Source organism: Streptomyces sp. NPDC091281 (assembly GCF_044757425.1).
Taxonomy (GTDB): Bacteria; Actinomycetota; Actinomycetes; order Streptomycetales; family Streptomycetaceae; genus Streptomyces.
In genome coordinates this window covers 339588-365900 of the sequence record NZ_JBIVUY010000007.1, presented here as the reverse complement: position 1 = coordinate 365900, position 26313 = coordinate 339588, and the positions used below count along the sequence as shown (strand labels likewise).

Sequence of the window (26313 nt, the reverse complement as noted above, 5' to 3'; positions counted from 1 at the left end):
CTGCGGCGGGTCGAGCAGGTCATGGGGTTTCCGGTCTCGCTGCGGGTCGACGATCCGGGGGCCGGTGCGGACGTCGGGGCGGCCGCCGACGCCGTGTTCGCGTGGCTGCGCGAGGCCGACGAGCGGTTCAGCCCGTTCAAGCCCGGCAGCGAGGTGTCCCGCTACGGGCGGGGCGACCTGCCCGCGGCGCGGGTCGGCGCCGACCTCGCCGAGATCCTCCGGCTGTGCGAGCACTACCGGGCGGCCACCGGCGGGGCCTTCGACGCCTGGCTGCCGGGGCGGGGCTTCGACCCCTGCGCGGTCGTCAAGGGGTGGGCCGTGCAGCGGGCGGCCGGACTGCTCGACGCCGCCGGGGCGCGGCGGTACTGCCTCAACGCCGGGGGTGACGTCGTCGTGGCGGGCGGGCCGTGGCGGATCGGGGTGCGGCATCCCGAGGCGGCCGATCGGCTGTGCGCGGTGGTGGAGTTGGGGGAGGAATGTGAGAGGGGTGGGGAGATTGCCGCGGTGGAGGGCGCGGGCGGTGTGGGAGGTGCGGTGGGGTTGCGGGCCGTGGCGACGTCCGCGCGGTACGAGCGGGGGGATCACATCCTCGACGCGCGGAGCGGGCGGGCGGCGACCGAGCTGGTGAGCGTGACGGTGGTGGCGCCGACGCTGACCGAGGCGGACGCGGTGGCCACGGCGGCGTTCGCGATGGGCGCGGCGGGGGTGGAGTGGGCCGCGGGGGTGGCGGGGTGCGAGGTGTTCGCGGTGGACGCGGGGCTGCGGGTGCGGCGCAGTGCGGGGTTTCCGGGCGGGTAGTCGCCCCCGCCGCCCCTTCCCGTCCCGAATCCGGGGGCTGGCGCCCCCAGGCCCCCGCTTCGGCCCTGGACGGGCCTCGTCCTCAAACGCCGGACGGGCTGAAAGGGGGCGCGGAAAGTTGTGTGTCCGGGCGGCCCGTCAAAACTGCCGCAACACTGGGCGTCTACACTCTCCCCCCAAACGCCCGAAACCAACATGACCGGGAGCGGGCGGAATCGGCCAGACCCGAGGGGTATTCGGCGCTTTGATACGGATAGATTCAGTCACCAAGCGATACCCGGACGGCACGGTGGCGGTCGATCGGCTCTCCCTGGAGATACCGGACCGCTCGATCACCGTCCTGGTCGGTCCCTCGGGATGCGGCAAGACGACCACGCTCCGCATGATCAACCGGATGGTCGAGCCCTCCGAGGGCGCCATCCTGATCGACGGCGTGGACAGCAGGCAGCAGCCGGTCAACACGCTGCGGCGGTCCATGGGATACGTCATCCAGAACGCGGGGCTCTTCCAGCACCGCACGATCCTCGACAACATCGCCACCGTGCCCCGCCTCCTCGGCTGGAGCAAGGAGAAGTCCCGTGCGCGGGCGCGTGAGTTGATGGAGCGGGTCGGGCTCGACCCCGCGCTCGCCAAGCGGTACCCCTACCAGCTCTCCGGCGGCCAGCAGCAGCGCGTCGGCGTGGCACGGGCCCTGGCCAGCGACCCGCCCGTCCTGCTGATGGACGAGCCGTTCTCCGCCGTCGACCCCGTCGTGCGCAAGGGACTCCAGGACGAACTGCTGCGCCTCCAGGCCGAGTTGGGCAAGACGATCGTCTTCGTCACGCATGACATCGACGAGGCCGTCAAGATCGGCACCATGGTCGCCGTGCTGCGCACCGGCGGACGGCTCGCCCAGTTCGCGCCGCCCGCCGAACTGCTGTCGAACCCGGCCGACGCCTTCGTCGAGGACTTCCTCGGCGCCGACCGCGGCATCCGGCGGCTGTCCTTCTTCAGCTCCGCCGGACTCGACCTGCTCACCGCGCCGATCGTCGCCGTCGACGCCACCGCCGAGCAGATCGCCCGCCGCGCCGCCGACGCGCCCTACGTCCTGGTGACCGGCGTCGACGGCAGGCCGCTCGGCTGGAGCGAGCCCGACGACCTCACCGCGGGCCGCGTCGACACCGGCCGACTCCTGCCGTACGGACGGCCGTTCGTCGCCGGGGAGGACTCCCTGCGGGCCGCCCTCGACTGCGCCGTCCTGTCGCCCACCGGCTGGGCGGTCGCCGTGGACGGCGAGGGACGCGCGGCCGGCGTCGTCTCCCAGCAGAGCATCGCGGAGGCCATCCGGGGCGCCCACGAGAAGAGCGTGAGCGCGCCGAAGGCCCTGCGATGAACCGCTTCTTCGACATCCCGAGCGACCTCCAGCACACCTGGTGGGGCCTGATCGGCCTGCATCTGCGCGAGGCGCTGCTGCCGGTCCTGGCCGGGCTGCTGCTCGCCCTGCCGCTGGGCCAGCTCTGTGTGCGGCTGCGCTGGCTGTACCCGCCGGTGCTGTGGATCACCACGATCCTCTACGCGATCCCGTCGCTGGCGTTCTTCGTCGTCCTCATCGACTACACCGGCCAGACCGAGCTGACGGTGATGATCCCGCTCACCGTCTACAGCCTGGTCGTGCTGGTCCCGGCGATCGTCGACGCCGTGCGCTCGGTGCCGCAGGAGACCCTCGACGCGGCCGCCGCCATGGGCTTCGGACCCGTACGCCGCTATCTCCAGGTCCAGTTGCCGATCGCGGTGCCCGCCCTCATCGCCGGACTGCGGGTCGCCACCGTCTCCAGCATCAGCCTGGTCAGCGTCGGCACCCTCATCGGCAACCAGGGCGCCCTCGGCAACCTGCTGCACGACGCCACCATCTACAACCGGCCCGAACTCGCCTGGAACGCCGTCCTCACCATGGGCGTCCTCGCGATGCTCGCCGACGCCGCGCTCGTCCTCCTGCGGGTCCTGCTGACCCCCTGGATGCCGAGCGGCAGCGCGAAGCGGCGCGCCTCCAGGGCCGCGGCCCGCGCGCAGCGGCCCGAACCGGCGGCCGAGCCCGCCCTGAAGGAGGCCGTGCGGTGAACGTACTGAACTTCGTGCAGTCCTTCTTCAGCGACGGCGCCCACTGGTCCGGCTACGACGGCATCCCCGCCCGCCTCGGCGAGCACGTCGGCTACACCCTCCAGGCGCTCGCCTACGCCGCCCTCATCGGCCTGCCCGTCGGCCTGCTCACCGGGCACTACGGGCGCGGCGGCAACGCCCTCTCCCTGATCGCCACCGCCGGGCGCGCCCTGCCCACCTTCGGTCTGCTCGTCCTGATGACGATGCTCATCGGGTTCGGCACGCTGCCGGTGATGATCCCCCTGGTCGTCCTCGCCGTACCGCCGATCCTCGTCACCACCTACGAGGCGATGCGCTCCGTCGACCCGTCCCCGGTGGACGCGGCGCGCGGCATGGGCATGGGGGAGACGCGCATCCTCTTCCAGGTCGAACTGCCCGTCGCGCTCCCGCTGGTGCTGGGCGGGCTGCGCTCGGCGGCCATCCAGATCGTCTCGACGGCGACGATCGCCGCATACGTCAGTCTCGGCGGCCTCGGCCGGTACATCGTCGACGGCCTCTACCAGCGCGACTACGAGAAGGTCGTGGGCGGCGCCACCCTCACCGCGGCCATGGCCCTGGCCACCCTCGCGCTGTTCTGGGGCATCACCCGGCTCACCGTGTCGCGGGGGGTGCGGGCGGGCGCCTGAGCGGTACGGCGCGCCGGCCACCAGGACAGAGGGCCCGTTCCCCCGGCCGGGGGAACGGGCCCTCACGTCGTCGCTCAGCCCTCCGAGCGGGCCAGCGCCTGCTCCAGCACGACCAGCAGCGCGTCCCGGACCGAGCCGCGCTCGCGCGCGTCGAAGACCAGCACCGGGACGCCCTCCGACACGTCGAGCGCCCAGCGGACCTCCTCCAGGGTGTGCCGCACGGACCCGTCGAAGGCGTTCACGGCGACCGCGAACGGGATCTGCTTGTGCTCGAAGTAGTCCACGGCGGCGTAGCAGTCGTCGAGGCGGCGGGTGTCGACGATGACGAGACCGCCCACCGCGCCCTCGACGAGGTCGTCCCACATGAACCCGAACCGCTCCTGCCCCGGCGTGCCGAACAGGTACAGCTTCAGGGTCGGGTCGATGGTGATGCAGCCGAAGTCCATCGCCACGGTGGTGGTGGTCTTCGACGGGGTGTGGCTGAGGTCGTCCACACCCGCCGCCACCTCGGTGATGGACGCCTCGGTGGTCAGCGGCTCGATCTCGGAGATCGAGCCCACGGCGGTGGTCTTGCCCACGCCGAAGCCGCCCGCGATGACCAGTTTCACCGGCAGCGGCGGCCGCACGGCGGCCTGCCCGGCCGGGCGGCCGACGAGCGGTTCAGTCGGAGTCACGGAGTACCCCCCGGGAGTCGGGGATGGCCCGCAGGCCATCGATAACCCTGCGCAGGACGGACGCGTCATGGGTGACGCCGGAGTCGGGCACGTGCACCGACAACTGCCCGGCAGCGCGCAGGTCCTCGGCGAGGACCCGCACCACGTTCAGGTGGAGCCGCAGCCGCGCCGCGATCTCCGCGATCGACTGCGGGACGCGGCACGCGGCGACGATGTCGTGCTGTTCGAAGGAGAGCCGGCCGAGCGCGGCGAGCCCGTCGGTGGTCGCCACCAGCTGGGTCTCCACCGGCATCGGCCGGCCCGACGTCTCCTCGTCCGCGCCGGCCACCCGGCCGGCGGTGACAAGGAAGGGCCGCACGGCGGACGCCGGTCCGACGGGGACGACGCCGTCCTCACCTGCGCCGTGCGGGGTACGGCCGTCCGCCATCGGTGGTCGGTTTCCTCTCTGGACCGGCGACGGGCGCTCAGCGCGACCTGGTGACGCCGACGCTGTTCTTCAGCTCCAGCACGAGCTGAGGATTGAGCGCGGACCCGGCCCGGTTGGCGAACACGGTCATCTCGTAGGCGATGTTGCCCAGCTTGGCCTCCTTGTCGGTGACGACGCCGAGGACGGCGCCGCTGCCGATCGCGGAGACCAGGACATGGCCGCCCTCCAGGTCGATGATGACCTTGTTGAGGCCGCCCAGACCGTAGTTGCCGGAGGCGCCCGCGGCCAGGCTGGTGATGCCGGAGACGATCGCGGCCAGCCGCTCGGAGTCGGCGTGCTCGCGGAGTTCGGAGACGGCGATCAACAGGCCGTCCGAGGACACCGCGATGGCGTCCACCACCCCTGCGGTCTCGGTGGCGAATCGGTTGAGCAGCCAGGTGAAGTCGGCTGCTGCGGCCCGCAGATCGGTCGGCGCGGCGTCTCCCGCGGGAGTCTCACCTGTCGACGTGCTCACTGCTCGGCTCCTTCCGGAAGGTGGTTCTGGTGGTGCGGGGTGGTGCGGTCCCCCTGGGACGGGTCCCGCTCGGGTGGGGCGTTCCGGTCGGGTGGGGCGTTCCGGTCCTGCTCGGTGGTGCGGTCCTGCGGGGCGCTCCGGGTCTCGGGGCGCCCGTCGGCCGGGCGGGGGTGTTCGCCGGTGTCGCGGTGCGCGCGCGCCACGGCCGCCTCGAACTCGTCCAGCGCGTCCCGGACGGCGTCCGCGTCGGCGGGACGGGGCGCCGCCCGGCGCGCGGCCTGCTGGGCCTCCGCCTCCGCGGTGGTGCGCAGCGTCGCCCCCCGGACCCGGCGCCGCAGCGGACGGGCGCCGTCCGGGGCCGGTGCGTCGGGACGAGGCCGGTCGGCGGCGGGCGGCGCGGCGGGCACCGCGCCGTACGGCGCGCCGACGGGCGGCTCCGCGGACGCGGCCACGGGGTGCGGGGCGGGTTCGGGCGGTCCGGCGGTGGCGGCCGTGTCCGGGGCCCGGTCGCGGGCCGCCGTGATCTCCGTGTCCGTACGGTCGTGCGCCGGGCGTTCGTCGGCGCGCGGGCCGGGGACCGGCGCGGCCTCGGCGGGGGCCGCCGTCTCCCGGCGGGGCACCCGGCGCGGGAGCGGTCCGGCGGGACCGGCGTCCGGGTCCTCGGCCGTCGCCCAGGCCGGTACGGAGGCCGCCCTGGAGGGGCCGCTCGCGGCGGGCGCGGGCGCCGGTGCGGGTGCGACCGGGGAGGCCGGGGAGGCTGGGAGGGACGGGGCCGGGGCCGCGGGGGCGGGGAGCGGACCGGCCGCGGCCGGGGTGCCCTTGGTGAGGGTGGTGGCGGTGACCGGGGTCCTGCCCTGCGGGGCGGTCCCGCTCAGCGTCAGCAGCAGCGAGGACGGGATGGAGATCTCCGCCGTGACACCGCCGCCCGGGGTCCGGGTGAGGGAGACGTCCACGTTCCAGCGGCGGGCCAGCGCGCCCACCACGAACAGGCCCAGCACCTTGGTCGGCACCAGGTCGAGGCGCTCGCGGCGCACCAGGCGGGCGTTCTCCTCGGCGAGCCGTTCCGGGCTCATGCCCAGGCCCTGGTCGGCGACGGTGATCGTCGCGCCGTCGTCGCCGGGGCGGACCCGGACCTCCACGGGGCTGTCCGCCGGGGAGAACGACACGGCGTTCTCCAGGAGTTCGGCGATCATCAGCGTGAGGTCACCGATGATGTCGGGCTCCACCACGGCCTCGGTCCCGGCGTACAGCTGCACGCGCCGGAAGCCCTCGATCTGGCCGAGCGCGGCCCGCACCACGTTGGTGAGCGCGGTCGGACCGGAGTCGAGGACGGTCTCGCGGATGCCCGCCAGCAGCATCAGGCTGTCGGCGTTGCGGCGCAGCCGGACCGCGATGTGGTCGATGGAGTAGAGGCGTTCCAGCAGCGCCGGGTCGGTCTCACCGCGCTCGACGGCGTCGATCAGCGCGAGTTGACGGGTCGTCAGGTTGCTGACGCGGCGGCCCACGTTGCCGAACATCTCGGCCACGTTGCGCCTGCTGAGCACCTGGCGCTCCAGCAGCGCGGCGGCCGTCGTCTGGACGTTGTTGAACGCCTCGGCGAGGGCACCGATCTCGTCGTCGGCGGTGACCGGGAGTTCGCGCAGCCGGGGCGGGCCGCTCTCCTCCGCGTCGTCGTCGGCGACGCGGGCCAGCTCGCGCCCGGCGACGTCGGCGACCTCCTGCGCGGCTCCGGTGAGCGCCCGTACCGGCCGGATCACGGAGCGGCGGACCACGGCGGACAGCGCGATCCACTCGGCGAAGCCGAGCAGCGCCAGCGCGAGCAGCAGACCCGCGCGCCACACCGCGCTGGAGGCCACGTCGTCGGCCCGGTCGCCGATCTGCGAGATCAGCGAGCGGGTGATCCACAGCCGGGTCTCGGCCTGCTCCTCGTAGTGCGTGTACGAGTCCAGCGCCGCCCGCAGCGACGCCCGGATCTCGCCCCGCGTATCGGCCTGCAACTCGCCGGGGTCGACGGCGAGTTCCGCGTAGTGCTGGCTGATCAGGGCCTGCGCCGCGTTGTGTTCGATGCCGCGGAGCTTGTCGGCCTGCTTCTCGTCGGCGAACTCGGCGAAGCGGTCGGCCTGGTAGGTGTACAGCCGCAGGGAGCCGACGGCGCCGGTGAACTCGATCAGCGCGTTGCTGTCACCGGTCCGCGCCGAGAACACCCCGGTCTCGAAGGCGCCGTGCGCCGCGTCGGCCCGCAGCAGCGAGTCGAGCAGGTTGCCGGTGAAAGTCGACGCCAGCGAGGCGTTGCGGTCCAGGGCGAGACCGTCGATCAGGCCCTCGGCGGCACCGCTGTAGGCCGGGTCGATGTTCTGGGCGGGCAGGTAGGACTGCTCGATCGTGTCCCGCAGCCCGGTGAGGCCCTCGATCTCGCGCAGCGCCTGCGCCTCGGTCCCCGGCAGCCGGTCGCCGAACGCGGAGCGCACCTTGCCGACCTGCCGGTCGGTCTTCAGCTGGGCCGCGCGGTAGGCGTCCGCGGAGGGCGTGCCCCCGTCGAACGCCGCCTCGTGCCGCACGGAGAGCAGGACGGCCTGCTGGTGCTCGGCCTGGACGTCGGCGACGAGCTGGGCGACCTGGGCGCTGGCGCGGACCAGGTGCGAGGCCTCCTCGGCGCCGGACGCCTCGTCGAGGAGGTCGACGATCAGGTAGGAGAGCAGCAGGGCGATCACCGCCAGCGGGACGCCCACCAGGATGTTCAGCTTGCGCCGGAACGGCCAGCGGTCGATGACACCGCGCAGGCCCCGGCGGGCGGTGGAGGCCGCCGACGCCCGGGACTCCCCCTGCTCGTGCGACGGCGTGAGCCGGGGAGAGCGCGCGTCCACCTCGGTCGTGGACACCAGGCCTCCTTCATGCATGAGGACGTGCGCGACGGGGCGTCGCACGCTTATGTCCGATTGTGATCGACGTGTCAGCCGCTCTGCTCGGACGGGCGACAGCATCACCGGTGATGCGTCACGGCACCCGAGCGGCCCCCGCGCACGGCTGTGACCGACGTCAACTGCGGCGAGACTATCGCCTCTTCGATCGAGCGAGCGTGGCCCTACGTCAAGAATCCATTACAAAGCGCGCCCTTCCCGGCCGGGCGCAGGCGCTTTCACCTTCCGTTCTCCCGCCAGGAACGAACACAACCGCCCGTTCATGAAAGGAATCGGTAACACAACGGCACTTGACTGTTGCAGAACGGGATGGATTGGATCAGGAACAGCGTTCGTTCTTCGTGCGTGCTTGTTCCCAATCTCCGAGCCCGGATCGGCAACCGTGACTTCCAACGCCCAGAGCAGCAGGTCCTTCAGGAACCACCCCGGAGCGGCGGCCCTCGCGCTCGCCGCCATCACGGCCCTGCTGGCGGGGTGCTCGTCGTCCGACGACGGCTCCGACCCGCTCGCCGAGGACAAGGCCGACGGCGGGACCGTCGTCGTCGGCTCCAACAACTTCGCCGAGAGCATCCTGCTCGCCGACATCTACGGCGAAGCCCTCAAGGCCAAGGGCATCAAGGTGTCCTACAAGCCGAACATCGGCAGCCGCGAGACCACGTACGGCCTGCTCAAGAACGGTTCCATCACCGTTCTGCCGGAGTACAACGGCTCGCTCCTCGCCTATCTCGACGCCAAGGCCGAGCAGAAGTCCCTCGCCGACGTCAACGCGGCGGCGAAGGCCAAGCTCGACTCCAAGCTGACCCTGCTGGAGTCCTCGCCCGCCGAGGACAAGGACTCCGTCTCGGTCAACGCCGAGACCGCGAAGAAGTACAACCTCACGGCCGAGTCGAGCCTCGCCGACCTCAAGGACATCGCCCCCGACCTGGTCCTCGGCGGCTCGCCCGAGTTCCAGACCCGCAAGCAGGGCATGGTCGGCCTGGAGGAGGTCTACGGCCTGAAGTTCAAGTCGTTCAAGGCCCTCGACGCCGGTGGTCCGCTGACCCAGGCGGCGCTGAAGAAGAACACCGTCCAGGCGGCCGACATCTTCACGACCGACCCGACCATCGTCAAGGAGAAGTTCGTGGTCCTCAAGGACCCCGAGAACCTCTTCGGCTTCGCCAACGTGACCCCGCTGGTCTACAAGAGCGACCTCCCCCAGGAGGGCGTGGACGCGCTCAACGCGGTCTCCGCCAAGCTCGACACCAAGGCCCTCCTCGACCTCGACGCGCAGGTCCAGCTGGAGAGCAAGGACCCGCTGGACGTGGCCAAGGCGTGGCTGAAGTCGGCCGGCCTCGCCTGACCGGCTCCCCCTGCGCACGGTGGACACGCCCGCACGCCGGATCGTCCTGAACGGCACCGCCCTCACCGTCGCCGAGCTGATCGCGCTCGTCGACGGCGAGGGCGTGCCCGTGGTCGACCCCGCGGCGCGCGAGCGGGCCGTGCGGTCCTGGCACACCGGACAGCGCCTCGCCGCCGCCGGGCGGCTGTACGGCCGCGGCACCGGCGTGGGCGCCCACCGCGGGGTCGCCGTCGAGGACGGGGACGAGGCCGCGCACGGCCTGCGGCTGCTGCGCAGCCACGCGGGCGGCGCGGGCGCCCTGCTGCCCGACCGGCAGGTCCGGGCGATGCTCGCGGTCCGCGTCAACCAGCTCCTGGCCGGTGGCTCCGGCATCCACCCCGACTTCGTCGACGCCCTCGCCGAGGCCCTTCGCCTGGGCGTCCACCCCGCCGTCAACGAGTACGGCGGCATCGGCACCGGCGACCTGACCGCCCTCGCCCAGACCGGCCTCACCCTCCTCGGCGAACGCCCCTGGCTCCCGTACACCGCCGACCACCCCGCCGCCGCCCCCTCGCCGGGTCCCTCCGCACCCGCTGCGGCCCCACCGGTCGTGGCGGTCCTCCCGGCGTCCCCGGACGCCACCGGCCCCGGCGCGGGAGTCCCGGTGGTGGTGGCCGCGGCGCCGCCGGGTGGCGCGTCGCGTACGGCCGGGGGGCCGGGCGAGGTGTCGCGGGCGGGGGCTGACGAGCCGGCGCGCAGGGCTGCCGGGTCCGGTGACTCCCCGCGTACGGGCGCAGGGCCCGGTGACCCGTCCCGTGTCTCCGGGATGCCGCCGGACGTCCCGCCCCGCACGGACCTGGCGCCCTCGCCCGGCCGGAGCCCCGAGTCCGGTGCGGGCCGCCCGGCCCCGGCCGGGGTCCCCGAGCCCGCCCCGACACCGCTGATGGGCATACCCGCGCCCGCCGCCCCGCCCCTGAGCGCGATACCGTCGCCCGCCGCGCCGCCCGAGGCGGGCGCGTCGCGTACGCGGCCGGGTGCGCGGCCGGGTGCGCCGTCCGGCTTCGGCTCCGTGCCGGTGGGGGAGCGGCCCGGGGGCGTTGCTCCGCCTGGGCCCGGGGGTGTTGCTCCGCCCGCCGGGGCGTGGGAGGGGGCGGCCCCCGCCGGGCAGGCCCTGCCCCGGCCCGTCACGTTGCGGGCGGGCGACGCGCTCGCGCTGCTGAGCAGCAACGCCCTCGCGCTGGGGCAGGCCGCGCTCGCCGGATTCCGGCTGGGACAGCTGCTGCGGGCCGGGCACGCCGTCGCCGCGCTGTCGCTGGCCGCGGTGTCCGGCGCGGCCGAGGCGTACGCCGCTCCCGTGCACGCCCTGCGGCCGTACCGGGGCGCGGCCCGCGCGGCCGGTGAGGTACGGCGGCTGCTCGGGCTGCCCGACCGGCCCGCCGTACCGGGCCGCCGTATCCAGGACCCGTTCGGCTTCCGGGCCTTCCCGCAGGTGCACGGGTGCGCCCTCGACGCCGCCGACCGGCTGCGCGAGGTCGTCGAGGTGGAGATCAACTGCCCCTCGGAGAACCCCCTGATGGACCCCGGCGGGACCGCCGCCTACCACCACGGAGGCTTCTTCGCCGCGCCGCTCGGCCTCGCCCTGGAGACGGCGAACCTCGCCCTGCTCCAGACCGCGCAGCTCTCCGCCGCCCGGCTCACCGCGCTCGGCGACCCCGCCCTCACCGGGCTGACCGCGTTCCTCGCCACCGGCCCGGCCAGCAGCTCGGGCACGATGATCCTGGAGTACACGTCCCACTCGGCGCTCGCCGAGGTACGGGCGGGGGCCGCGCCCGCCTCCACCGGGCACGCCGTCCTCTCCCACGGTCTGGAGGAGGCGGCCAGCTTCGCGGGCCAGTCCGCCCGCCAGACCCTGCGCGCGACGGAGGCGTACGTCACCGTCCTCGCCTGCGAACTCGTCGCCGCCGTACGGGCGTTGCGCATGCACCCGGTATGCCCCGACGTGCCCGCCTTCACGGTGGCCGCCGCCGCCCTCCCGGACGGCACCGAGGACCGCCCGCTCACCGGGGACGTCCTCGCCGCCGCCGAACTCCTGCCGGTGCTCGCGGAGTTGTGAGCGCGACGACGGTGCAGGGCGGGAAATCCCGCGCAGGCGGGGGCGGTCCGGGTCTAGGGTCCCGCCCGTGAACCGAAGACGGCACAAGAAGCTCGCCCCGCTGCTGCACACGGCCGTGCTGCGGGGACAAGGACGCCTGGTGGCCAGCGTGCTGGCGGCGGGGGCCGACCCGGCGGCGCCCGACCGGGACGGCACCACCCCGCTCTACCTGGCCGCCGTGCAGGGCGACGCCGCCGTGGTGCGGCGGCTGCTGTCGGCCGGGGCCCCGCCCGACGCGGAGAGCGCGGGCCCCGGCGCCGACGGCACCCCGCTCTGCGCGGCCGCCTGCTGGGGCCACACCCGGACGGTCACCGTGCTGCTCGCCCATGGCGCCGACCCCGGCCTGCGCGAGGACGGAGGCACGGGCCGTACCCCGCTGGAGTGGGCCGAGGCGGGGCCGCACCCCGGCACCGTCGCCGTCCTGCGGGCGGCGGGGGCGACGGCGTAGCGGGGTACTCCCGGCCCGGAGACCCGCCCCGTTCAGGAGGGCACGCCCCGTTCAGGCGGGCACTCGGCGTTCAGGCGGTCCCGTGGGCCTTCGTCAGCGACGGTCCCTCCGGCGCACCGCCCTCGTCCACCGCAGCCTTCCCGTCCACCGCGTCGTCCTCGGCGTCGTCCTCGGCGTCGGCGGTGGGCGTCGCGCGTCCGGCCCGGCGGCGTGCGCGCCGGACGCGGCGCGACTCCTGGTCGGGCAGCCAGCCGAAGGCCAGGCTGCTGCCGACGACCCCGAGCACCAGCCCGACGAGGAAGCCGCCGAGGTTCGAGGTGAGCCAGGTGCCGAGGGAGAGCAGGACCCCCACGATCGAGTAGAAGAGACGCTGCGTCGGGTTGAAGAGGATCAGCAGGCCGATCAGCACCATGAGCGTCGGCAGCAGATAGCCCGCCAGGCCCTGGGCGCCGATGTGCAGGATCACCGGCAGCGGCGCCTTCATGGTCAGCAGGATCTCCGCCCCGCCCAGCGCGAGCAGCAGACCGCCGGGGAAGGGGCGGCGCGCGCTCCACCGCCGGAACCGGTTCACCGCGGGCAGCCCTCGCCCCCGAACCGCATGTGCAGGCCCGGAAGCTTGAACACGGCTGCGGTGGCGGCGTAGTTGTGCTGGTACAGGTTGTTGATGACGACCTTGTCGGCCTGCTGGCCGTAGACACCGGGCAGGCCGCGGGTGTCGACCTTGTCGAAGGTGCTGGCGTCGCGGCCGATCTCGATGTTGTTGAACGCCGCGTCGCCGGTGATGTCGTCGGAGTCGATGGCGAGGTTCTCCACCGCGACCTTGGTTCCCTTGTCCCCGGCGGTGAGGACGAGCTGGACGCCGCCGAGGTCGACGCTCTGGCACAGGTTGGTCAGCTTGCCCGACTTCACCACCGAGGTGACGACGAGGACCTGGCCGCCGGTGTCGCCCTCGTTGGGGCTGTTCTCGATCATGTGGTCCAACGAGCCGAACTGGGCGAACCCGTCGCCCTCCAGCTTGTCCGCGGTGACCACGAAGGGCATGCCGGAGATCGCGAACTGCACGCCCAGGGCACCCTGGGCGGTGAGGACGGCGAGCCCCGCCACGACCACGGTCGCGGGCACCGCCAGCACGGCCGCCCGGCGCAGCCGGACCCGGCCGCGCCGGTCCGGTGCGCCGGGCGGCGGGCTCTCGGGCCGCGGGTGGTCCGGTGTGTGCTCGGCGGACGACGTGACGTCCGGGGACGAGGCCATGTCTGCTCCCAGGGGATGGTCGTGCGGGTGGGCTCTTGTCCGTACCCGTCGTCCTGGCGCGGACGGCGAAGGCGCCGGTCACGACCCCTCGCGGACTCCCGGAGGACGCAAGGGCTTTCTCGTTACGCGGCAGTAGCCTTCTCGGAAGTTACCGATGGTTACACCACAGGGTCAAGGGAGGTGTGGAAAAACGGTGTCCGTCCGGTGCGACCCCGGTGGGCAGGGCGTCCGCGCGTTCTTCGCATATATCTGTTGGACCGTCAATTTAACTACTCTGTATTGACGTTGACGGAATCTCAGGTCTACAACTCTCGTGGCTCACTCCGAATCCGTGGCGCCGGATTCGCAGCGCGGCGTCTTCCTGCCGCGCCTTCCCGGACCCGGTCCGGCCGCCGCACCCCGACGGCCGGACTCCAGCTCAGTACGGGTACAGCCGCCCGCGCATCCAGCACGGGCTTTCTGCCGCCTCCACCACGGCGTCCCGCACGGCCGGACCTCCCTGCCGGCCCGCCCCGGCGCGCCCGCGCGGCCGGTCCGTCACGTACGGAGAAGGCGTCACGGGCCGGCCCCCGGCGGACGCACACGCGTCCGCCGACTCCCCTCGCACCGCCCCCACTTGAGAAAACGAGGCACCCGCATGCGCACTCGTCGTCCTCTCCTCGCCCTCGCCGCCGTCCCCGCCGCGTTCGCCGCGTTCGCGGTGGCCGCCGCCGGACCGGCCTCCGCCGCCGGCCCCGTGGTCCTCACCACCGTCAACGGTGACGTGGCCGTCGGAACCGTCCTCAACGCGTCCCTGGCCGCGGGCACCACGGCCACCCTCTACTCCACCGCCACCGGCACCAGCGGCGTCACCTGCGCCTCCTCCGGGTTCAGCGCCACCGTCACCGCCAACCCCACCGCCCCCGGCACGGCCACCGAGTCGCTCACCGCCCACTCCTTCGGCAGCTGCACCACCAACGTCCTCGGCGTGCTCGGCGTCAACAGCATCACCGTCAACAACCTGCCCTACGGCGCGGCCGTCTCCTCGGCGGGCACCCTCACCGTCACCCCGGCGGCGGGCTCGACCATCCAGACCACGGTCGTGCTGCGCACCCTGCTCGGCACCATCAACTGCGTCTACCGGGCGCCGAGTCTGACCGGCGTGGCCGACAACACCGACAACAGCATCGCCTTCACCAACCAGCAGTTCACCAAGGCGTCCGGCTCGTCGCTCTGTTTCGCCAACGGCTTCTTCACCGCCAAGTACGCCCCGGTGAACGACGCGGGCGCGGCCGTCACCGTGAACTGACCCGCACCAGGGGCCGGTTGCGCCGCCCAGGGCCTGTCGCGTGCCGTGGGCGGCGCCCGCTCAGCGCCGCCGCAGGCGCGTCCACAGCGCGGCGGCGCCCGTGAGGGCCAGCACCGCGGCGGCGCCCGCGATCAGCGGCGTGTTCGGACCGGAACCGGCGCCGGTCGCCGCCACCGGGGTGCTCGCGGGCGTCGCCGCGGCGGGCACCCCGGAGGCCGCCGCCCGGTCCGGCGCGGCGGACGTCCCCGTCGCGGACGGGCTCGGCGACGCCTTCGCGGACGGCGAGGTCCTCGCCGGGGCCGGGGAGGCCGCGGCCGTCGTCCGTGCCGCCGACGGAGCGGGCGCCGGGGCCGCCGCGCCCGCCGCCCGGCCGGGGAACTCGACGTCCACGCAGGAGTAGTACGTGTCCGGCGTGCTGCTGTTCTGCCAGACCACGTACAGGAGCTGACGTCCCGTCCGGTCGGCGGGCAGCTTCGCCGTGAACCGGTAGGCGCCGCCGGTCAGCGCCGGGTCACGGACCTGCGCGAACGGCCGCTCCGGAAGATCCGACCAGGTCAGCGGCTCGGTCGGGTCGTATCCGGGCTTCGTCAGATACAGCCGGAACGTGCCCGTGTGCGGGATCGTCGAGGCGTACGTCATCCGCAGCGTCCCGCCCGGTGCCAGGCGGGTCGTGGGCCAGTCGGCGCGGGCGAGGTCGAGCCCCCGGTAGGCCGCGAGACCGCCGCTGCACAGCCGCCCGTCGGGGATCACCTGCCGGTCCCGGCCGTTCACGTCCGGCACCCGCAGGTTGTCCCAGGCCGTGAACGGCGCCCCGTTGGCGGCGACCGCCGCCCGGCAGGCCGCGGACCGGGACGGCGTCCCGCCGTCGGGCGAGCAGCCGTACACCCGGCTGACCGGATCGCTGGGCGCCCCGTGCGCCTGCGCCGGGACGGCGCCCCACCACCCCAGCAGGAGCGGGCCCAGCACGACGGCCGACAGCGCCGCGGCCCGCCGCGCGCGCCGCCGGGACCCGCCGCCGTCCGGCGCGCGGTCGGCGGAGGGGAGACGCGGGCCGGAGAGGCGCGGCGCCGTCCCGCCCGTGGTGCGGCGTTCGGGGCAACCATGGTCTGGACCAGGGCGGTTGGGGGTCGTGCGGCGCATCGGGGACGTCTCCTCGGCAGGCGCGGTTACGGACTCACCGTTCAGTACGGACCTGTCGTCCAGGGTGTTCAACGCGCCACCGCGGCACGCTCGTTCGCGGCAATTCGGGGCATTCGCACGCCGTTTCGGGCCGCCGAGGGGGGTGTTCCGGCCGGATCGAGGGTTTCCCCCGTATCCCGTTGGCGATTTCTTTGCCTATCGTTCCTGCTCAGCCGACCCACAGGTAACCCCGCAGGGGCCGGCCCCGCGCCCTGGCCGGCCATCGCGTCTGCTCGATTCACCCCCCGCCGCTTCGATGAAGAAGCGAATCGACTGCTGCTCCGCGCCCCCCGCGGAGCCGGCGACGAAAGGCACGCCCCTTGCGTACCTCCCCTGCCCTCAGACGGAACCTCATATCCGTCGCCGCCCTCTCCGCGGCCCTCCTCACCGCCGCCACGACCGCCTCGGTCGCCGCCGCCCCCGACGGCGCGCCCCGGAGCACCGCCCCCACCGTCCCCACCGCCCAGACCGAGGCCGCGCCCGGCACCCCGGCCGAGCGCCTCATCGTCGGCTACAAGTCCGGTGCCAGCGAGGCGAAGTCGAACCCGGCCGCCGAGGCCGACGCCGCCGCCAAGGCCGAACAGACCGGCACCGACGTCGACTTCGCGCGCCGCCTCGGCACCGGCGCCGCCCTCGTCGACCTCGGCGAGCGGGCCACCGGCGCCGACGTCGCGGACGTCGTGGCCAGCTACCAGGCCGACCCGCAGGTCGCCTACGTCGTCCCGGACCGCCTCAACACGCCGCAGGCCGACCCGAACGACACCGAGTACACCAAGCAGTGGGACCTCTTCGAGTCCACGGCCGGTATGAACGTCCCCGGTGCCTGGTCCAAGGCCACCGGCGCGGGCGTCACCGTCGCCGTCATCGACACCGGCTACGTCACCCACAGCGACCTCGCGGCGAACATCGTCGCGGGCTACGACTTCATCGGCGACACCGCCGTCTCCGTCGACGGCAACGGCCGCGACAACAACCCGGCCGACCCGGGCGACTGGTCGAACGCCAACGACTGCGGCACCGGCCGCAAGGCCGCGCCGTCGTCCTGGCACGGCACCCACGTGGCGGGCACCATCGCCGCCGCCACCGGCAACGGCAAGGGCATCGCCGGTATCGCCCACGGCGCGAAGATCTCCCCGGTCCGCGTCCTCGGCAAGTGCGGCGGCTACGACTCCGACATCATCGACGCCATCACCTGGGCCTCCGGCGGCACCGTCTCCGGTGTGCCCGCCAACGCCAACACGGCCAAGGTCATCAACATGAGCCTCGGCGGCGACGGCGCGTGCACCTCGGCCACCCAGACCGCGATCAACGCGGCCGTCGGCCGCGGCACCACCGTCGTCGTCGCGTCCGGCAACGACGACGAGAACGTCTCCGGGCACTCGCCCGGCAACTGCGCCAACGTGATCTCGGTCGCCGCCACCAACCGCGCCGGCGCCAAGGCGTACTACTCCAACTACGGTTCCCTGGTGGACATCTCGGCGCCCGGCGGCGAGACCGCCGTCAGCGGCAACGGCATCCTGTCGACGCTGAACTCCGGCACCAAGACGCCGGTGGCCGAGAACTACACGTACTACCAGGGCACCAGCATGGCCACCCCGCACATCGCGGGCCTCGCCGCCCTGCTGAAGTCGGCGAACCCCGCGCTGACCCCGGCCCAGATCGAGTCCGCGATCAAGGCCAACGCCCGTCCGCTGCCCGGCGCCTGCTCCGGCGGCTGCGGCGCGGGTCTGGCGGACGCGGCCAAGACGGTGGCCGCGGTCACCGGCGGCGGCTCCACCGGCGCCACCTTCGCCAGCACCGGTGCCCTCGCGATCCCGGACAACGGCGCCGCCGTCGAGTCCCCGATCACTGTGACCGGCCGTACCGGCAACGCCCCCTCGGCGCTCCCGGTCGGCGTGGACATCACCCACACCTACCGCGGTGACCTGGTCGTCGACCTGATCGCCCCGGACGGCACGGCCTACCGGCTGAAGGCGGCCAGCTCCTCGGACTCCGCGGACAACATCGTCACCACCTACTCGGTGAACGCCTCCGCCGAGGCGGCCAACGGCACCTGGAAGCTGCGCGTGCAGGACACCGCCGCCCAGGACACCGGCCGGATCAATGGCTGGAACCTGACCTTCTAGGGCACGGCGCCTTCCGGGGCGCGGCACTCTCCGGAGTGCGACGCGGAGCACGCCTCCGCGGCACGAACGGGCGGGTCGGCCGGTGTGGATGGACACCGGCCGGCCCGCCGCCCGTCTTCCGCCCGCCGCCCGTCTTCCGCCCGTCGTCCGGCGCCCACCCGGCGGCGTCCCGGTCACGCGGGCCACCTGGCGCCCGCCCCCGGCCGCGAGGCCGGCCCCGCAGAGCCGACCCGCCTACGACGCCGCCCGCTCCTCCAGCGACGCGAGCACCCGGGCGCCCCGGTCGGCGCGGGCGTCCAGGCCCGGCAGCAGACCCGGCACCGCGATGCTGGGCAGGATGTGCGCCCACATCACCGACAGCCGGTCCGCGAGATCGGCGCGGTCGGTCAGCGCCCGCGACATCAGCTGTATGCCGGTGAACGACCCCACCAGCAGCTCCACCGTCTCCCGCGGCTTCACCGTCGGCAGCAGCTCGCCCCGCTCCCGCGCCAGCTCCAGCAGCCCCGTGAGCCGCTGCGCCCACTGCCGGAACGGCTCGCCGTGGTCCACACCCGACGGCGTCTCCTGGTCCACCGCCAGCCGCACACTGCCGCGCAGCAGGGCGTTCCCCAGCAGCCGGTGCCCCACCACGAACGTCATGTCGACTATCTCCTGCACCTTGCAGGGCTGTGAGGGGACCGCGCCGAACGGCACCTGCTCGTCGAGCACCGCCTGGGCCAGCGACTCCTTCGACGCGAAGTGGAAGTACAGGGCGCCTTTGGTGACCTCCGCGCGCTCCAGGACCATGGCGATCGTGGTGGACGCGTAGCCGTGCTCGTCGAAGACCGCACCGGCGGCTTCCAGGATCGCCCGGCGCGTCCTGATCGCGCGCTCCTGTTTCGCCATAAGAGCCCCTCCACGGCACCGAGTCGGCCGTCCCCGCGAGCGCCGCGGGTCCGGCCCGATCATAGGATGCCGTCGACTGATCGCATTGAAAACAAACCGGTCGGCTCGTACTCTAACGCTCACCGGAGTGCGGGTCCGACGTCGGCCGTCGCCTTCGGGGACCGTAGGGAGCAAGAGATGACTCGATCGCGGCAGTTCGCCGGAGCCCCGTCCCTGACCGCGACTGTGCCGCGCCAGCTCGTGCACCGCGCCGCCGTCGCGGAGACGTTCCTGACCGACTGGCGGCGCACCGGCGACGACCGGTTCACGGTCTCCGCGCAGTGGCCGCGCGCGCACGGATTACACGTGTCCCCGGACTGGACCGCCTACGACCCGCTCCTGGTCGTGGAGACGATCCGGCAGGCCGGGACGCTCATCTCGCACACCGAGTACGACGTGCCCCTTGACCAGCAGTTCGTCCTCCAGGAGTTCCAGGTCGACACGGAGGCGGACGGTCTGGGCGTCGGCCCGCTGCCCGCCGAGCCCGAGGTGGAGCTCGTCTTCACCGACGTCCAGTACCGCGGCCGCCGCCCCGCCGGAGCCCGCTACGCCGCGTACGTGCTGCGCGACGGGAAGCGGGTGGCGACCGCCGACGTGGCCTTCACCTGCGTCAGCGGGCCCGTCTACCGACGGCTGCGCGGCGGGCGCACCGCGGAGACCGTGACCGCCGTCCCGGTGCCGGACGGGGTCCCCGCCGAGGCCGTCGGCCGCGCGCTGCCCACGGACGTCGTCCTGGCGCCGACGGACCGGACGGACCGCTGGCAGCTCCGTGTACATACCGCACACCCCGTTTTCTTTGACCATCCGCTGGACCATGTTCCAGGCATGCTGCTGCTGGAGTCCGCCCGCCAGGCGGCCCGGCTCAGCCTGCCCGCCGAGCACCCAACAGGGGCCTACCACGCCGTATTTCACCGGTACGGCGAGCTGGACGCCCCCATCTGGATCGAGGTCAGGGGCGGTTCCGCCACCGAGGTCCAAGTCATCGGACTCCAGGGGGAGTCCACCGTCTTCGAATGCCGGGTCGGTACCGCCCTTCCGTGAACTGTTGTTTACTGGGGGTGAGAAACAAACGGCATGACCCGTTCTCTTTAGGCCCCAGGAGTCAGTCGATGGTGAGGCAGTTACGCGCGGAACAGACCCGCGCGACGATCATCACGGCCGCAGCCGACCTGTTCGACCGGCACGGCTACGAGTCGACCAGCCTGAGCGACATCGTCGAGCACGCCCATGTCACCAAGGGCGCGCTCTACTTCCACTTCGCGGCCAAGGAAGATCTGGCGCACGCCATCATGGAGCTCCAGTCGCAGGCCTCACGCCGCGTCGCCGGGGAGATAGACGAGCGGGGCTGCGCCTCGCTCGAAGCCGTGATGCGCCTGACCTTCGGCCTCACCCGGCTGTCGGTCGAGGGACCGATCGCCCGCGCGGGGCTGCGGCTGGCCACCGGAGGCGTGCCCGTGCGCGCGCCGGTGCCGCATCCCTTCACCGAGTGGATGGACCTCATCACCCGCCGCCTGGTCGCCGCCGTCCGCGAGTCCGACATCCATCCGGACGTCGACGTGGACGTCGTCGCCCACTCGCTGGTCTGCTTCTTCGTCGGCACCCGCGTGGTGGGCCGCTCCCGCGAGCCCAGCGCACGGCTGCCGCGCCGGATGGCCGAAATGTGGGTGGTCCTCATCCGCGGCCTGGTCCCGGTCCCGCGCCGCCCCCGCTACCTCAGCCTCGCGGCCCGCCTGGAACGGGAGGTCATGGCGACGATGTAGCGGCGTACGACGGGGAACCGGACGACGCGCGGGCGGGGCGCCCGGGGCCGCGCGCGTGCCCGGGGCCGCGGCGGGGGCGTCCGGTGCGTCGGCAGGGCCGCCGGGGCGGAGGCGGGGGAGCGGCGCGCCCCCGCGATAGCGTGACCGGCATGCCCGACACCCCCGGCCCGCCCGCACCTGCCGACCCCGCACCGCCCGCCGCCCCCGCCCCGCCTCCCGTGCTCCTCGGGAACGAGCCCGGCTCCTTCCCCCACGGCGTACTGGCCGAGCGGCACCCCGCGATCGTCCGGCAGGTCGCGGACGCCTTCCCGTACGGGCCCGACGTGCGGCGCGCCCTCGACGCGCTCCTGGCGAACTGCGCGGAAGGCGTCATCGAGGACCTTCCCGACGACGCCCCCGACCGGGCCCGCTGGCACACCTGGGGCCTCGACACCGCCGTGGGCCGGTCCTGGTCCGACGTGCCGTGGCTGTGGTCGGAGAGCTACTTCTACCGGCAACTCCTGCAAGCGGTCGGCTATTTCACGGACGGCGGCCCCTGGCAGGGCATCGACCCCTTCCGCCCCTTCAAGCAGGCCGAACTGGACAGCCCCGAGACCGACGAGGAACTCGCCGCGCTCGACGCCCTCGCCGACCGCACCCCGGCGGAGCGCGGCCGGGCACTGCTGCACGGCTCCCTCTGGGGCAACCGCGCCGACCTCGGCTTCCGCCTCTCCGACGCCGACGCCCACGAACGGGCCGCCGTCCCCGCGCTCGTCGCCGACGACAGCGACACCCTGTGGGCGCTGCTCGCCGCGCCCGGCGCGGCCACCGGCACGGTGTGCCTGGTCGCCGACAACGCGGGCCGCGAACTCGTCCCCGACCTGCTCCTCGCCGACCACCTGCTCACCCACGGCCTCGCCGCCCGCGTCGTCCTGTACGTCAAGCCGTACCCGTACTACGTCTCCGACGCCACGACCACCGACGTCGTCGATGCCCTGCGCCGCCTGACCGCCGCGCCGGGCGCCGCCGCCGACCACGGGCGCCGCCTGTGGGCCGCGAGCGCCGACGGCCGCCTCGCCGTCCGCGTCCACCCCTTCGCCGCCGCGCCCCTGCCGTACGCCGACATGCCCGCCGACCTGCGCGCCGAGTTCGCCGCCGCCGGCCTCACCCTCGTCAAGGGCGACCTCAACTACCGCCGCCTGGTGGGCGACCGCCGCTGGCCGCCCACGACGCCCTTCGCGCGGACGACGGCGTACTTCCCCGGCCCCGTCGCCACCCTGCGCACCCTCAAGTCGGACGTGATCACGGGGCTGTCGGCCGGGACCGAGGCCGCGCTCGTCGCCGCCGAGGGACAGCGCTGGCGCACGGACGGCACCCGCGCGCTGATCCAGGTCCGGACCTGAGGGACCGACCGTCCGCCCACGCCACCCGACGGCGTCCTCTTCGGCGCCGTTCGGGGGCCCCGCGGTGGCGCCGGACGTCACCCGATCCGCAAGGATTCGACCCGGATTCACGCGATGGTGTGATCATGTGCCGCGCCGCGGATGGGCCTTGAGGGCCGCGGGTAGGGCCCGGCCATGACCCAGCCGTTCGAACTCCCGCACTTCTACATGCCGTATCCCGCGCGGCTCAACCCGCACGTCGACGAGGCCCGCGCCCACTCGACGCAGTGGGCACGCGAGATGGGCATGCTGGAGGGGTCCGGGATCTGGGAGCAGGCCGACCTCGACGCGCACGACTACGGCCTGCTCTGCGCCTACACCCACCCCGACTGCGACGGACCCGCCCTGTCGCTGATCACCGACTGGTACGTGTGGGTGTTCTTCTTCGACGACCACTTCCTCGACATGTTCAAGCGCACCCCGGACCGCGCCGCGGGCAAGGCGCACCTCGACCGGCTCCCGCTGTTCATGCCGCTCGACCCGTCGACGCCGATGCCCGCGCCGGAGAACCCGGTCGAGGCCGGGCTCGCCGACCTGTGGACGCGCACGGTGCCCGCGATGTCCGCGGACTGGCGGCGCCGCTTCGCCGTCGCCACCGAGCACCTGCTCAACGAGTCGATGTGGGAGCTGTCCAACATCAACGAGGGGCGGGTCGCCAACCCCGTCGAGTACATCGAGATGCGCCGCAAGGTCGGCGGCGCCCCCTGGTCGGCCGGGCTCGTCGAGTACGCCACCGCCGAAGTCCCCGCCTCCGTGGCCGAGTCGAGGCCGCTGCGGGTGCTGATGGAGACCTTCTCCGACGGCGTCCACCTCCGCAACGACCTCTTCTCCTACCAGCGCGAGGTCGAGGACGAGGGCGAACTCAGCAACGGCGTCCTGGTGTTGGAGAAGTTCTTCGGCTGCTCCACCCAGGAGGCCGCCGAGACCGTCAACGACATCCTCACCTCCCGCCTCCACCAGTTCGAGCACACCGCGCTCACCGAGGTCCCCGCCGTCGCCCTCGAACAGGGCCTGCGGCCCGACGAGATCGCCGCCGTCGCCGCCTACACCAAGGGACTCCAGGACTGGCAGTCCGGCGGCCACGAATGGCACCTGCGCTCCAGCCGCTACATGAACAAGGGCGCCGCCCCGCAGCCCTCCTGGCAGAAGCTCACCGGCCCCGGCACCTCCGCGGCCGACGTCGGCGCCCTCCTCGCCTCCGCCGCCGCCGAACGTCTGCGCGCCTACACGCACGTGCCGTTCCAGAAGGTCGGCCCCTCCCTGCTGCCCGACTTCCACATGCCGTTCCAGGTCGAGCTGAGCCCCCACCTGGAGGGCGCCCGCACCCGGCTGCTGGAGTGGACGCACCGCACGGGCATCCTGGAGGAGGGCGTCTGGGACGAGGACAAACTCGCCGCCTACGACCTCCCCCTGTGCTCGGCCGGACTCGACCCCGACGCCACCCCCGACCAGCTCGACCTCAGCTCCCGCTGGCTCGCCTGGGGCACCTACGGCGACGACTACTACCCCCTCGTCTACGGCCACCGGCGCGACCTCGCCGCCGCCCGCCTCACCACCGCCCGGCTCTCCGCCTGCATGCCCCTGGACCCCGACGGCGACGAGGCGCCCGTCGTCCCCGCCAACGCCATGGAACGCGGCCTGATCGACCTCTGGGCGCTCACTACCGCCGGGATGACGCCCGAGCAGCGGCGCACCCTGCGCACCGCGGTCGACGCGATGACCGAGAGCTGGGTGTGGGAGCTGGCCAACCAGATCCAGAACCGCGTCCCCGACCCGGTCGACTACCTGGAGATGCGCCGCGCCACCTTCGGCTCCGACCTCACCCTCAGCATGTGCCGGATGGGCCACGGGCCCGCGATCCCGCCCGAGGTGTACGCCAGCGGACCAGTGCGCTCCCTGGAGAACGCGGCCATCGACTACGCCTGCCTCCTCAACGACGTCTTCTCGTACCAGAAGGAGATCGAGTACGAGGGCGAGATCCACAACGCGATCCTCGTCGTGCAGAACTTCTTCGGCTGCGACTACCCGACCGGCCTCGGCATCGTCCACGACCTCATGACCCAGCGCATGCAGCAGTTCGAGCACGTCACCGCCCACGAACTGCCCGTCCTCTACGACGACTTCGACCTGTCGGACGAGGCGCGCGCGGCGATGGGCCGGTACGTGACCGACCTGGAGAACTGGCTCGCCGGAATCCTCAACTGGCACCGCGAGGTGGACCGTTACAAGGCCGAGTGGCTCGGCGGACGCGCCCACGGCTTCCTCCCGGACCGCGCCCCCACGGCCACGCTCCTGCCGGCGGTCCCGTCCCTGAGCCTCGGCTGAGACCCGGCCGGGGACCCGGCGCGTACCGCGTCCGGGCCCCCGGCAGTCTCACTCGTTCGTGGCTCGTGGCCCTCCGGCCGCCCGGGTAGGCACCCTCCGGAGGCGATCCATGGAACAGACCGCGTTACGTCCCAAGCCCCTGCCCGGCCAGGAACCCACCCCCGCCGTCGGCCCCCGGCGCCCGCACGCCGCCCGCCGCCGGGGCCGCCGCCTGACGACCCTGCTCCTCGGCGGCTGCCTCGCCACGGTCCTGGTGCTCTGCGGCATCGGCGTCGGCGCCGTCGGCACCGCCCTCGTCGGCACCCCCGCACTGGCCGGCCTCTACCAGCGCGTCGGCCTGACCCCGCCCGCCCCGGCACAGGTCCCGGCCGCCGCCGCCCTGCCCGCCCCGTCGCCGCGCGCCACCCTCGGCCTGGAGGTGGTGGACGCGGCGAAGGCGGGCGCCGAGATCGTCGCCGTCCACGACCCCGGCCCCGGCCGCACCGCGGGCCTGCGACGCGGCGACATCGTCCTCACCTTCGGCCCCCACCGCGTCGACTCCGCCACCGACCTCGCCCACGCCGTCGACCGCACCACCCCCGGCACCCGCACCACCTTGACCGTCCGCCACCCGAGCGGCGGCTACCGCCAGCTGACCGTCGTACCCGGAGTGGTGACGTAGCGGCCCGTACCGGGCGTGCCCGACCCGCCCGGCACCGGTCGCGGCACCGGACCCGTGCAAGGCGCGCCCCCCGTCCCGTCCACGGGGTCGCGCCGCCCCCCGCGACCGGGCAGGATGCTGCCGTAGGCACAGTGTCGTCGCCACATTGCTCCAGGGAGGCCCGGATGAGCGGCAGCAGGTCCGTGGGGTTCAGTGCCGGGGACCACCGGGACCGGATGCGGCGGGCCGCGCGGGCCGCCGGGGACGCCGGGCTGGACGGGCTGCTGGTGGCGCCCGGCCCGGACCTCGTGTGGCTCACGGGGTACGCGCCGCCGCCCACCGAGCGGCTCACCCTGCTGGTGCTGGCCCCGGACCGCGACCCGGTGCTCGTCGTGCCCGCCCTGGAGGCGCCCGACGCGGCGAAGTCCACCGCCGCCCCGGCCCTCACCCTCGCCGACTGGACCGACGGCCAGGACCCCTACGCCCTCACCGCCGCCCACCTGCCCGGCGGCCACCGGTTCGGCGTCAGCGACAACGCCTGGGCGATGCACCTGCTCGCCCTCCAGCGCACCCTGCCCGGCACCTCCTGCACCGCGCTCACCGAGGCCCTGCCCATGCTGCGCGCGGTGAAGGACCCGGCCGAACTGGAGCTGATGGCCGCCGCCGGGGCCGCCGCCGACGCGGCGTTCGAGGAGATCCGCCGGGTGCCGTTCGCGGGCCGCCGGGAGACCGAGGTCGGCGCCGACCTGGCCGCGCTGCTGCGCCGCTTCGGCCACTCCCAGGTCGACTTCACCATCGTCGCCTCCGGCCCCAACGGGGCCAACCCGCACCACGAGGTCGGCGACCGCGTCATCGAGCGCGGCGACATGGTCGTCCTCGACTTCGGCGGTCTCAAGGACGGCTACGGCTCCGACACCTCCCGCACCGTGCACGTCGGCGAACCCACCGACGAGGAGCGCCACGTCCACGACGTGGTCCGCGCCGCCCAGGAGGCCGGGTTCCGGGCCGTCCGGCCGGGCGCGGCCTGCCAGGACGTCGACCGGGCCGCCCGCGCGGTCATCGCCGACGCCGGGTACGCGGAGTACTTCATCCACCGCACCGGCCACGGCATCGGCGTCACCACCCACGAGCCGCCGTACATGATCGAGGGAGAGGAGCTGCCCCTCGTGCCCGGCATGTGCTTCTCCGTGGAACCCGGCGTCTACCTGCCCGGCCGGTTCGGGGTGCGCATCGAGGACATCGTGACGGTCACCGAGGACGGCGGGCGCCGCCTCAACACCACCACCCGCGAGATGGTCGTCGTGGAGTGACCGGGCGCCCGCGCGGGACGACCCCGCCCCGCGGCTGCCGCCGACGTATCCGCCCCTCTCCCCGAACGGCAACGGCGC

Annotated in this window: 23 protein-coding genes; 15 read left to right on the top strand and 8 right to left on the bottom strand. The window is 73.8% G+C overall.

Going from position 1 to position 26313, the window contains the following annotated elements:
• The 4 genes from ACIQPQ_RS20725 (at position 1) to ACIQPQ_RS20710 (ending at position 3560) form a co-directional block, all read left to right on the top strand.
• Positions 1 to 798, top strand: coding sequence for an FAD:protein FMN transferase (locus tag ACIQPQ_RS20725; RefSeq protein WP_401305911.1), 798 nt, complete (start codon positions 1 to 3; stop codon positions 796 to 798).
• A 244-nt stretch (positions 799 to 1042) separates the two neighbouring features.
• Complete coding sequence (locus ACIQPQ_RS20720; RefSeq protein ID WP_401305730.1) at positions 1043 to 2170, top strand: ABC transporter ATP-binding protein; 1128 nt, start codon at positions 1043 to 1045, stop codon at positions 2168 to 2170.
• Positions 2167 to 2895 (top strand): ABC transporter permease, encoded by a 729-nt coding sequence (locus ACIQPQ_RS20715; RefSeq protein ID WP_401305728.1) that lies wholly within the window; start codon positions 2167 to 2169, stop codon positions 2893 to 2895. The genes ACIQPQ_RS20720 and ACIQPQ_RS20715 overlap by 4 nt, the downstream gene beginning before the upstream one ends.
• On the top strand, positions 2892 to 3560 hold the full coding sequence (locus ACIQPQ_RS20710) for an ABC transporter permease (RefSeq protein WP_383777760.1): 669 nt from the start codon (positions 2892 to 2894) through the stop codon (positions 3558 to 3560). The genes ACIQPQ_RS20715 and ACIQPQ_RS20710 overlap by 4 nt, the downstream gene beginning before the upstream one ends.
• Positions 3561 to 3634: 74 nt before the next feature.
• Here ACIQPQ_RS20710 and ACIQPQ_RS20705 read toward each other — a convergent pair whose 3' ends face one another.
• From ACIQPQ_RS20705 to ACIQPQ_RS20690, 4 genes are read right to left on the bottom strand one after another with little or no spacing between them, the layout of a single operon-like run.
• Positions 3635 to 4234: a GTP-binding protein gene (locus ACIQPQ_RS20705; RefSeq protein WP_401305726.1), complete on the bottom strand. Its 600-nt coding sequence runs from the start codon at positions 4232 to 4234 to the stop codon at positions 3635 to 3637.
• Positions 4221 to 4661 carry a DUF742 domain-containing protein gene (locus tag ACIQPQ_RS20700; RefSeq protein WP_383777763.1) on the bottom strand — a complete coding sequence of 147 codons (441 nt, stop codon included), beginning with the start codon at positions 4659 to 4661 and terminating at the stop codon, positions 4221 to 4223. The genes ACIQPQ_RS20705 and ACIQPQ_RS20700 overlap by 14 nt, the downstream gene beginning before the upstream one ends.
• Before the next feature lie 37 nt (positions 4662 to 4698).
• The gene (locus ACIQPQ_RS20695) at positions 4699 to 5175 is read right to left on the bottom strand and encodes a roadblock/LC7 domain-containing protein (RefSeq protein WP_401305724.1); all 477 of its coding nucleotides are present in this window, start codon (positions 5173 to 5175) and stop codon (positions 4699 to 4701) included.
• Positions 5172 to 8054 carry an ATP-binding protein gene (locus ACIQPQ_RS20690; protein WP_401305722.1) on the bottom strand — a complete coding sequence of 961 codons (2883 nt, stop codon included), beginning with the start codon at positions 8052 to 8054 and terminating at the stop codon, positions 5172 to 5174. The genes ACIQPQ_RS20695 and ACIQPQ_RS20690 overlap by 4 nt, the downstream gene beginning before the upstream one ends.
• Positions 8055 to 8475: 421 nt before the next feature.
• Between ACIQPQ_RS20690 and ACIQPQ_RS20685 the strand changes: the two genes are divergently transcribed.
• From ACIQPQ_RS20685 to ACIQPQ_RS20675, 3 genes are all read left to right on the top strand, one after another.
• Positions 8476 to 9432, top strand: a complete 957-nt coding sequence (locus tag ACIQPQ_RS20685; RefSeq protein WP_401305720.1) for an ABC transporter substrate-binding protein — start codon at positions 8476 to 8478, stop codon at positions 9430 to 9432.
• A gap of 19 nt (positions 9433 to 9451) precedes the next feature.
• A complete protein-coding gene (locus ACIQPQ_RS20680; protein WP_401305718.1) occupies positions 9452 to 11524 on the top strand; it encodes an aromatic amino acid lyase in 2073 nt (690 codons plus the stop codon).
• Between the two features lie 67 nt (positions 11525 to 11591).
• Positions 11592 to 12011 (top strand): ankyrin repeat domain-containing protein, encoded by a 420-nt coding sequence (locus tag ACIQPQ_RS20675; RefSeq protein ID WP_401305716.1) that lies wholly within the window; start codon positions 11592 to 11594, stop codon positions 12009 to 12011.
• 70 nt (positions 12012 to 12081) lie between these two features.
• Here ACIQPQ_RS20675 and ACIQPQ_RS20670 read toward each other — a convergent pair whose 3' ends face one another.
• Together ACIQPQ_RS20670 and ACIQPQ_RS20665 are read right to left on the bottom strand one after the other, a co-directional pair.
• Positions 12082 to 12582 (bottom strand): DUF6114 domain-containing protein, encoded by a 501-nt coding sequence (locus tag ACIQPQ_RS20670; protein ID WP_401305714.1) that lies wholly within the window; start codon positions 12580 to 12582, stop codon positions 12082 to 12084.
• Positions 12579 to 13262, bottom strand: coding sequence for a DUF6230 family protein (locus ACIQPQ_RS20665; RefSeq protein WP_383779907.1), 684 nt, complete (start codon positions 13260 to 13262; stop codon positions 12579 to 12581). Before ACIQPQ_RS20665 ends, ACIQPQ_RS20670 begins: the two co-directional genes overlap by 4 nt.
• 637 nt (positions 13263 to 13899) lie before the next feature.
• On the opposite strand from ACIQPQ_RS20665, the gene ACIQPQ_RS20660 reads away from it, so the two are divergent.
• On the top strand, positions 13900 to 14550 hold the full coding sequence (locus ACIQPQ_RS20660) for a Tat pathway signal sequence domain protein (RefSeq protein WP_401305712.1): 651 nt from the start codon (positions 13900 to 13902) through the stop codon (positions 14548 to 14550).
• A gap of 60 nt (positions 14551 to 14610) precedes the next feature.
• Here ACIQPQ_RS20660 and ACIQPQ_RS20655 read toward each other — a convergent pair whose 3' ends face one another.
• Positions 14611 to 15690 (bottom strand): lytic polysaccharide monooxygenase, encoded by a 1080-nt coding sequence (locus tag ACIQPQ_RS20655; protein ID WP_401305710.1) that lies wholly within the window; start codon positions 15688 to 15690, stop codon positions 14611 to 14613.
• A 359-nt stretch (positions 15691 to 16049) separates the two neighbouring features.
• On the opposite strand from ACIQPQ_RS20655, the gene ACIQPQ_RS20650 reads away from it, so the two are divergent.
• Positions 16050 to 17855 (top strand): S8 family peptidase, encoded by a 1806-nt coding sequence (locus ACIQPQ_RS20650; RefSeq protein WP_401305708.1) that lies wholly within the window; start codon positions 16050 to 16052, stop codon positions 17853 to 17855.
• 234 nt (positions 17856 to 18089) lie between these two features.
• Here the strand turns inward: ACIQPQ_RS20650 and ACIQPQ_RS20645 are convergent, their stop codons facing one another.
• Positions 18090 to 18740 carry a ScbR family autoregulator-binding transcription factor gene (locus ACIQPQ_RS20645; protein WP_383779919.1) on the bottom strand — a complete coding sequence of 217 codons (651 nt, stop codon included), beginning with the start codon at positions 18738 to 18740 and terminating at the stop codon, positions 18090 to 18092.
• Positions 18741 to 18917: 177 nt separating this feature from the next.
• Here ACIQPQ_RS20645 and ACIQPQ_RS20640 point away from each other — a divergent pair, with 177 nt between their 5' ends.
• The 6 genes from ACIQPQ_RS20640 (at position 18918) to ACIQPQ_RS20615 (ending at position 26235) form a co-directional block, all read left to right on the top strand.
• Positions 18918 to 19820, top strand: a complete 903-nt coding sequence (locus ACIQPQ_RS20640; RefSeq protein WP_401305706.1) for a ScbA/BarX family gamma-butyrolactone biosynthesis protein — start codon at positions 18918 to 18920, stop codon at positions 19818 to 19820.
• A 68-nt stretch (positions 19821 to 19888) separates the two neighbouring features.
• Positions 19889 to 20539, top strand: a complete 651-nt coding sequence (locus ACIQPQ_RS20635; RefSeq protein ID WP_383779925.1) for a ScbR family autoregulator-binding transcription factor — start codon at positions 19889 to 19891, stop codon at positions 20537 to 20539.
• A gap of 149 nt (positions 20540 to 20688) precedes the next feature.
• Positions 20689 to 21921: a damage-control phosphatase ARMT1 family protein gene (locus ACIQPQ_RS20630; protein WP_401305704.1), complete on the top strand. Its 1233-nt coding sequence runs from the start codon at positions 20689 to 20691 to the stop codon at positions 21919 to 21921.
• A gap of 174 nt (positions 21922 to 22095) precedes the next feature.
• On the top strand, positions 22096 to 24285 hold the full coding sequence (gene cyc2, locus ACIQPQ_RS20625) for a germacradienol/geosmin synthase Cyc2 (protein ID WP_401305702.1): 2190 nt from the start codon (positions 22096 to 22098) through the stop codon (positions 24283 to 24285).
• 109 nt (positions 24286 to 24394) lie between these two features.
• The gene (locus tag ACIQPQ_RS20620; protein WP_401305700.1) at positions 24395 to 24946 is read left to right on the top strand and encodes a PDZ domain-containing protein; all 552 of its coding nucleotides are present in this window, start codon (positions 24395 to 24397) and stop codon (positions 24944 to 24946) included.
• A gap of 164 nt (positions 24947 to 25110) precedes the next feature.
• Complete coding sequence (locus ACIQPQ_RS20615) at positions 25111 to 26235, top strand: aminopeptidase P family protein (protein ID WP_401305698.1); 1125 nt, start codon at positions 25111 to 25113, stop codon at positions 26233 to 26235.
• Positions 26236 to 26313: the final 78 nt, after the last annotated feature.

Coding starts and splice junctions, on each gene's coding strand:
- ACIQPQ_RS20640 (WP_401305706.1), top strand. CDS start 18,918: ATGACTCGATCGCGGCAGTTCGCCGGAGCCCCGTCCCTGACCGCGACT.
- ACIQPQ_RS20655 (WP_401305710.1), bottom strand. CDS start 15,690: ATGCGCCGCACGACCCCCAACCGCCCTGGTCCAGACCATGGTTGCCCC.
- ACIQPQ_RS20660 (WP_401305712.1), top strand. CDS start 13,900: ATGCGCACTCGTCGTCCTCTCCTCGCCCTCGCCGCCGTCCCCGCCGCG.
- ACIQPQ_RS20620 (WP_401305700.1), top strand. CDS start 24,395: ATGGAACAGACCGCGTTACGTCCCAAGCCCCTGCCCGGCCAGGAACCC.
- ACIQPQ_RS20615 (WP_401305698.1), top strand. CDS start 25,111: ATGAGCGGCAGCAGGTCCGTGGGGTTCAGTGCCGGGGACCACCGGGAC.
- ACIQPQ_RS20630 (WP_401305704.1), top strand. CDS start 20,689: ATGCCCGACACCCCCGGCCCGCCCGCACCTGCCGACCCCGCACCGCCC.
- cyc2 (WP_401305702.1), top strand. CDS start 22,096: ATGACCCAGCCGTTCGAACTCCCGCACTTCTACATGCCGTATCCCGCG.
- ACIQPQ_RS20645 (WP_383779919.1), bottom strand. CDS start 18,740: ATGGCGAAACAGGAGCGCGCGATCAGGACGCGCCGGGCGATCCTGGAA.
- ACIQPQ_RS20665 (WP_383779907.1), bottom strand. CDS start 13,262: ATGGCCTCGTCCCCGGACGTCACGTCGTCCGCCGAGCACACACCGGAC.
- ACIQPQ_RS20635 (WP_383779925.1), top strand. CDS start 19,889: ATGGTGAGGCAGTTACGCGCGGAACAGACCCGCGCGACGATCATCACG.
- ACIQPQ_RS20715 (WP_401305728.1), top strand. CDS start 2,167: ATGAACCGCTTCTTCGACATCCCGAGCGACCTCCAGCACACCTGGTGG.
- ACIQPQ_RS20700 (WP_383777763.1), bottom strand. CDS start 4,661: ATGGCGGACGGCCGTACCCCGCACGGCGCAGGTGAGGACGGCGTCGTC.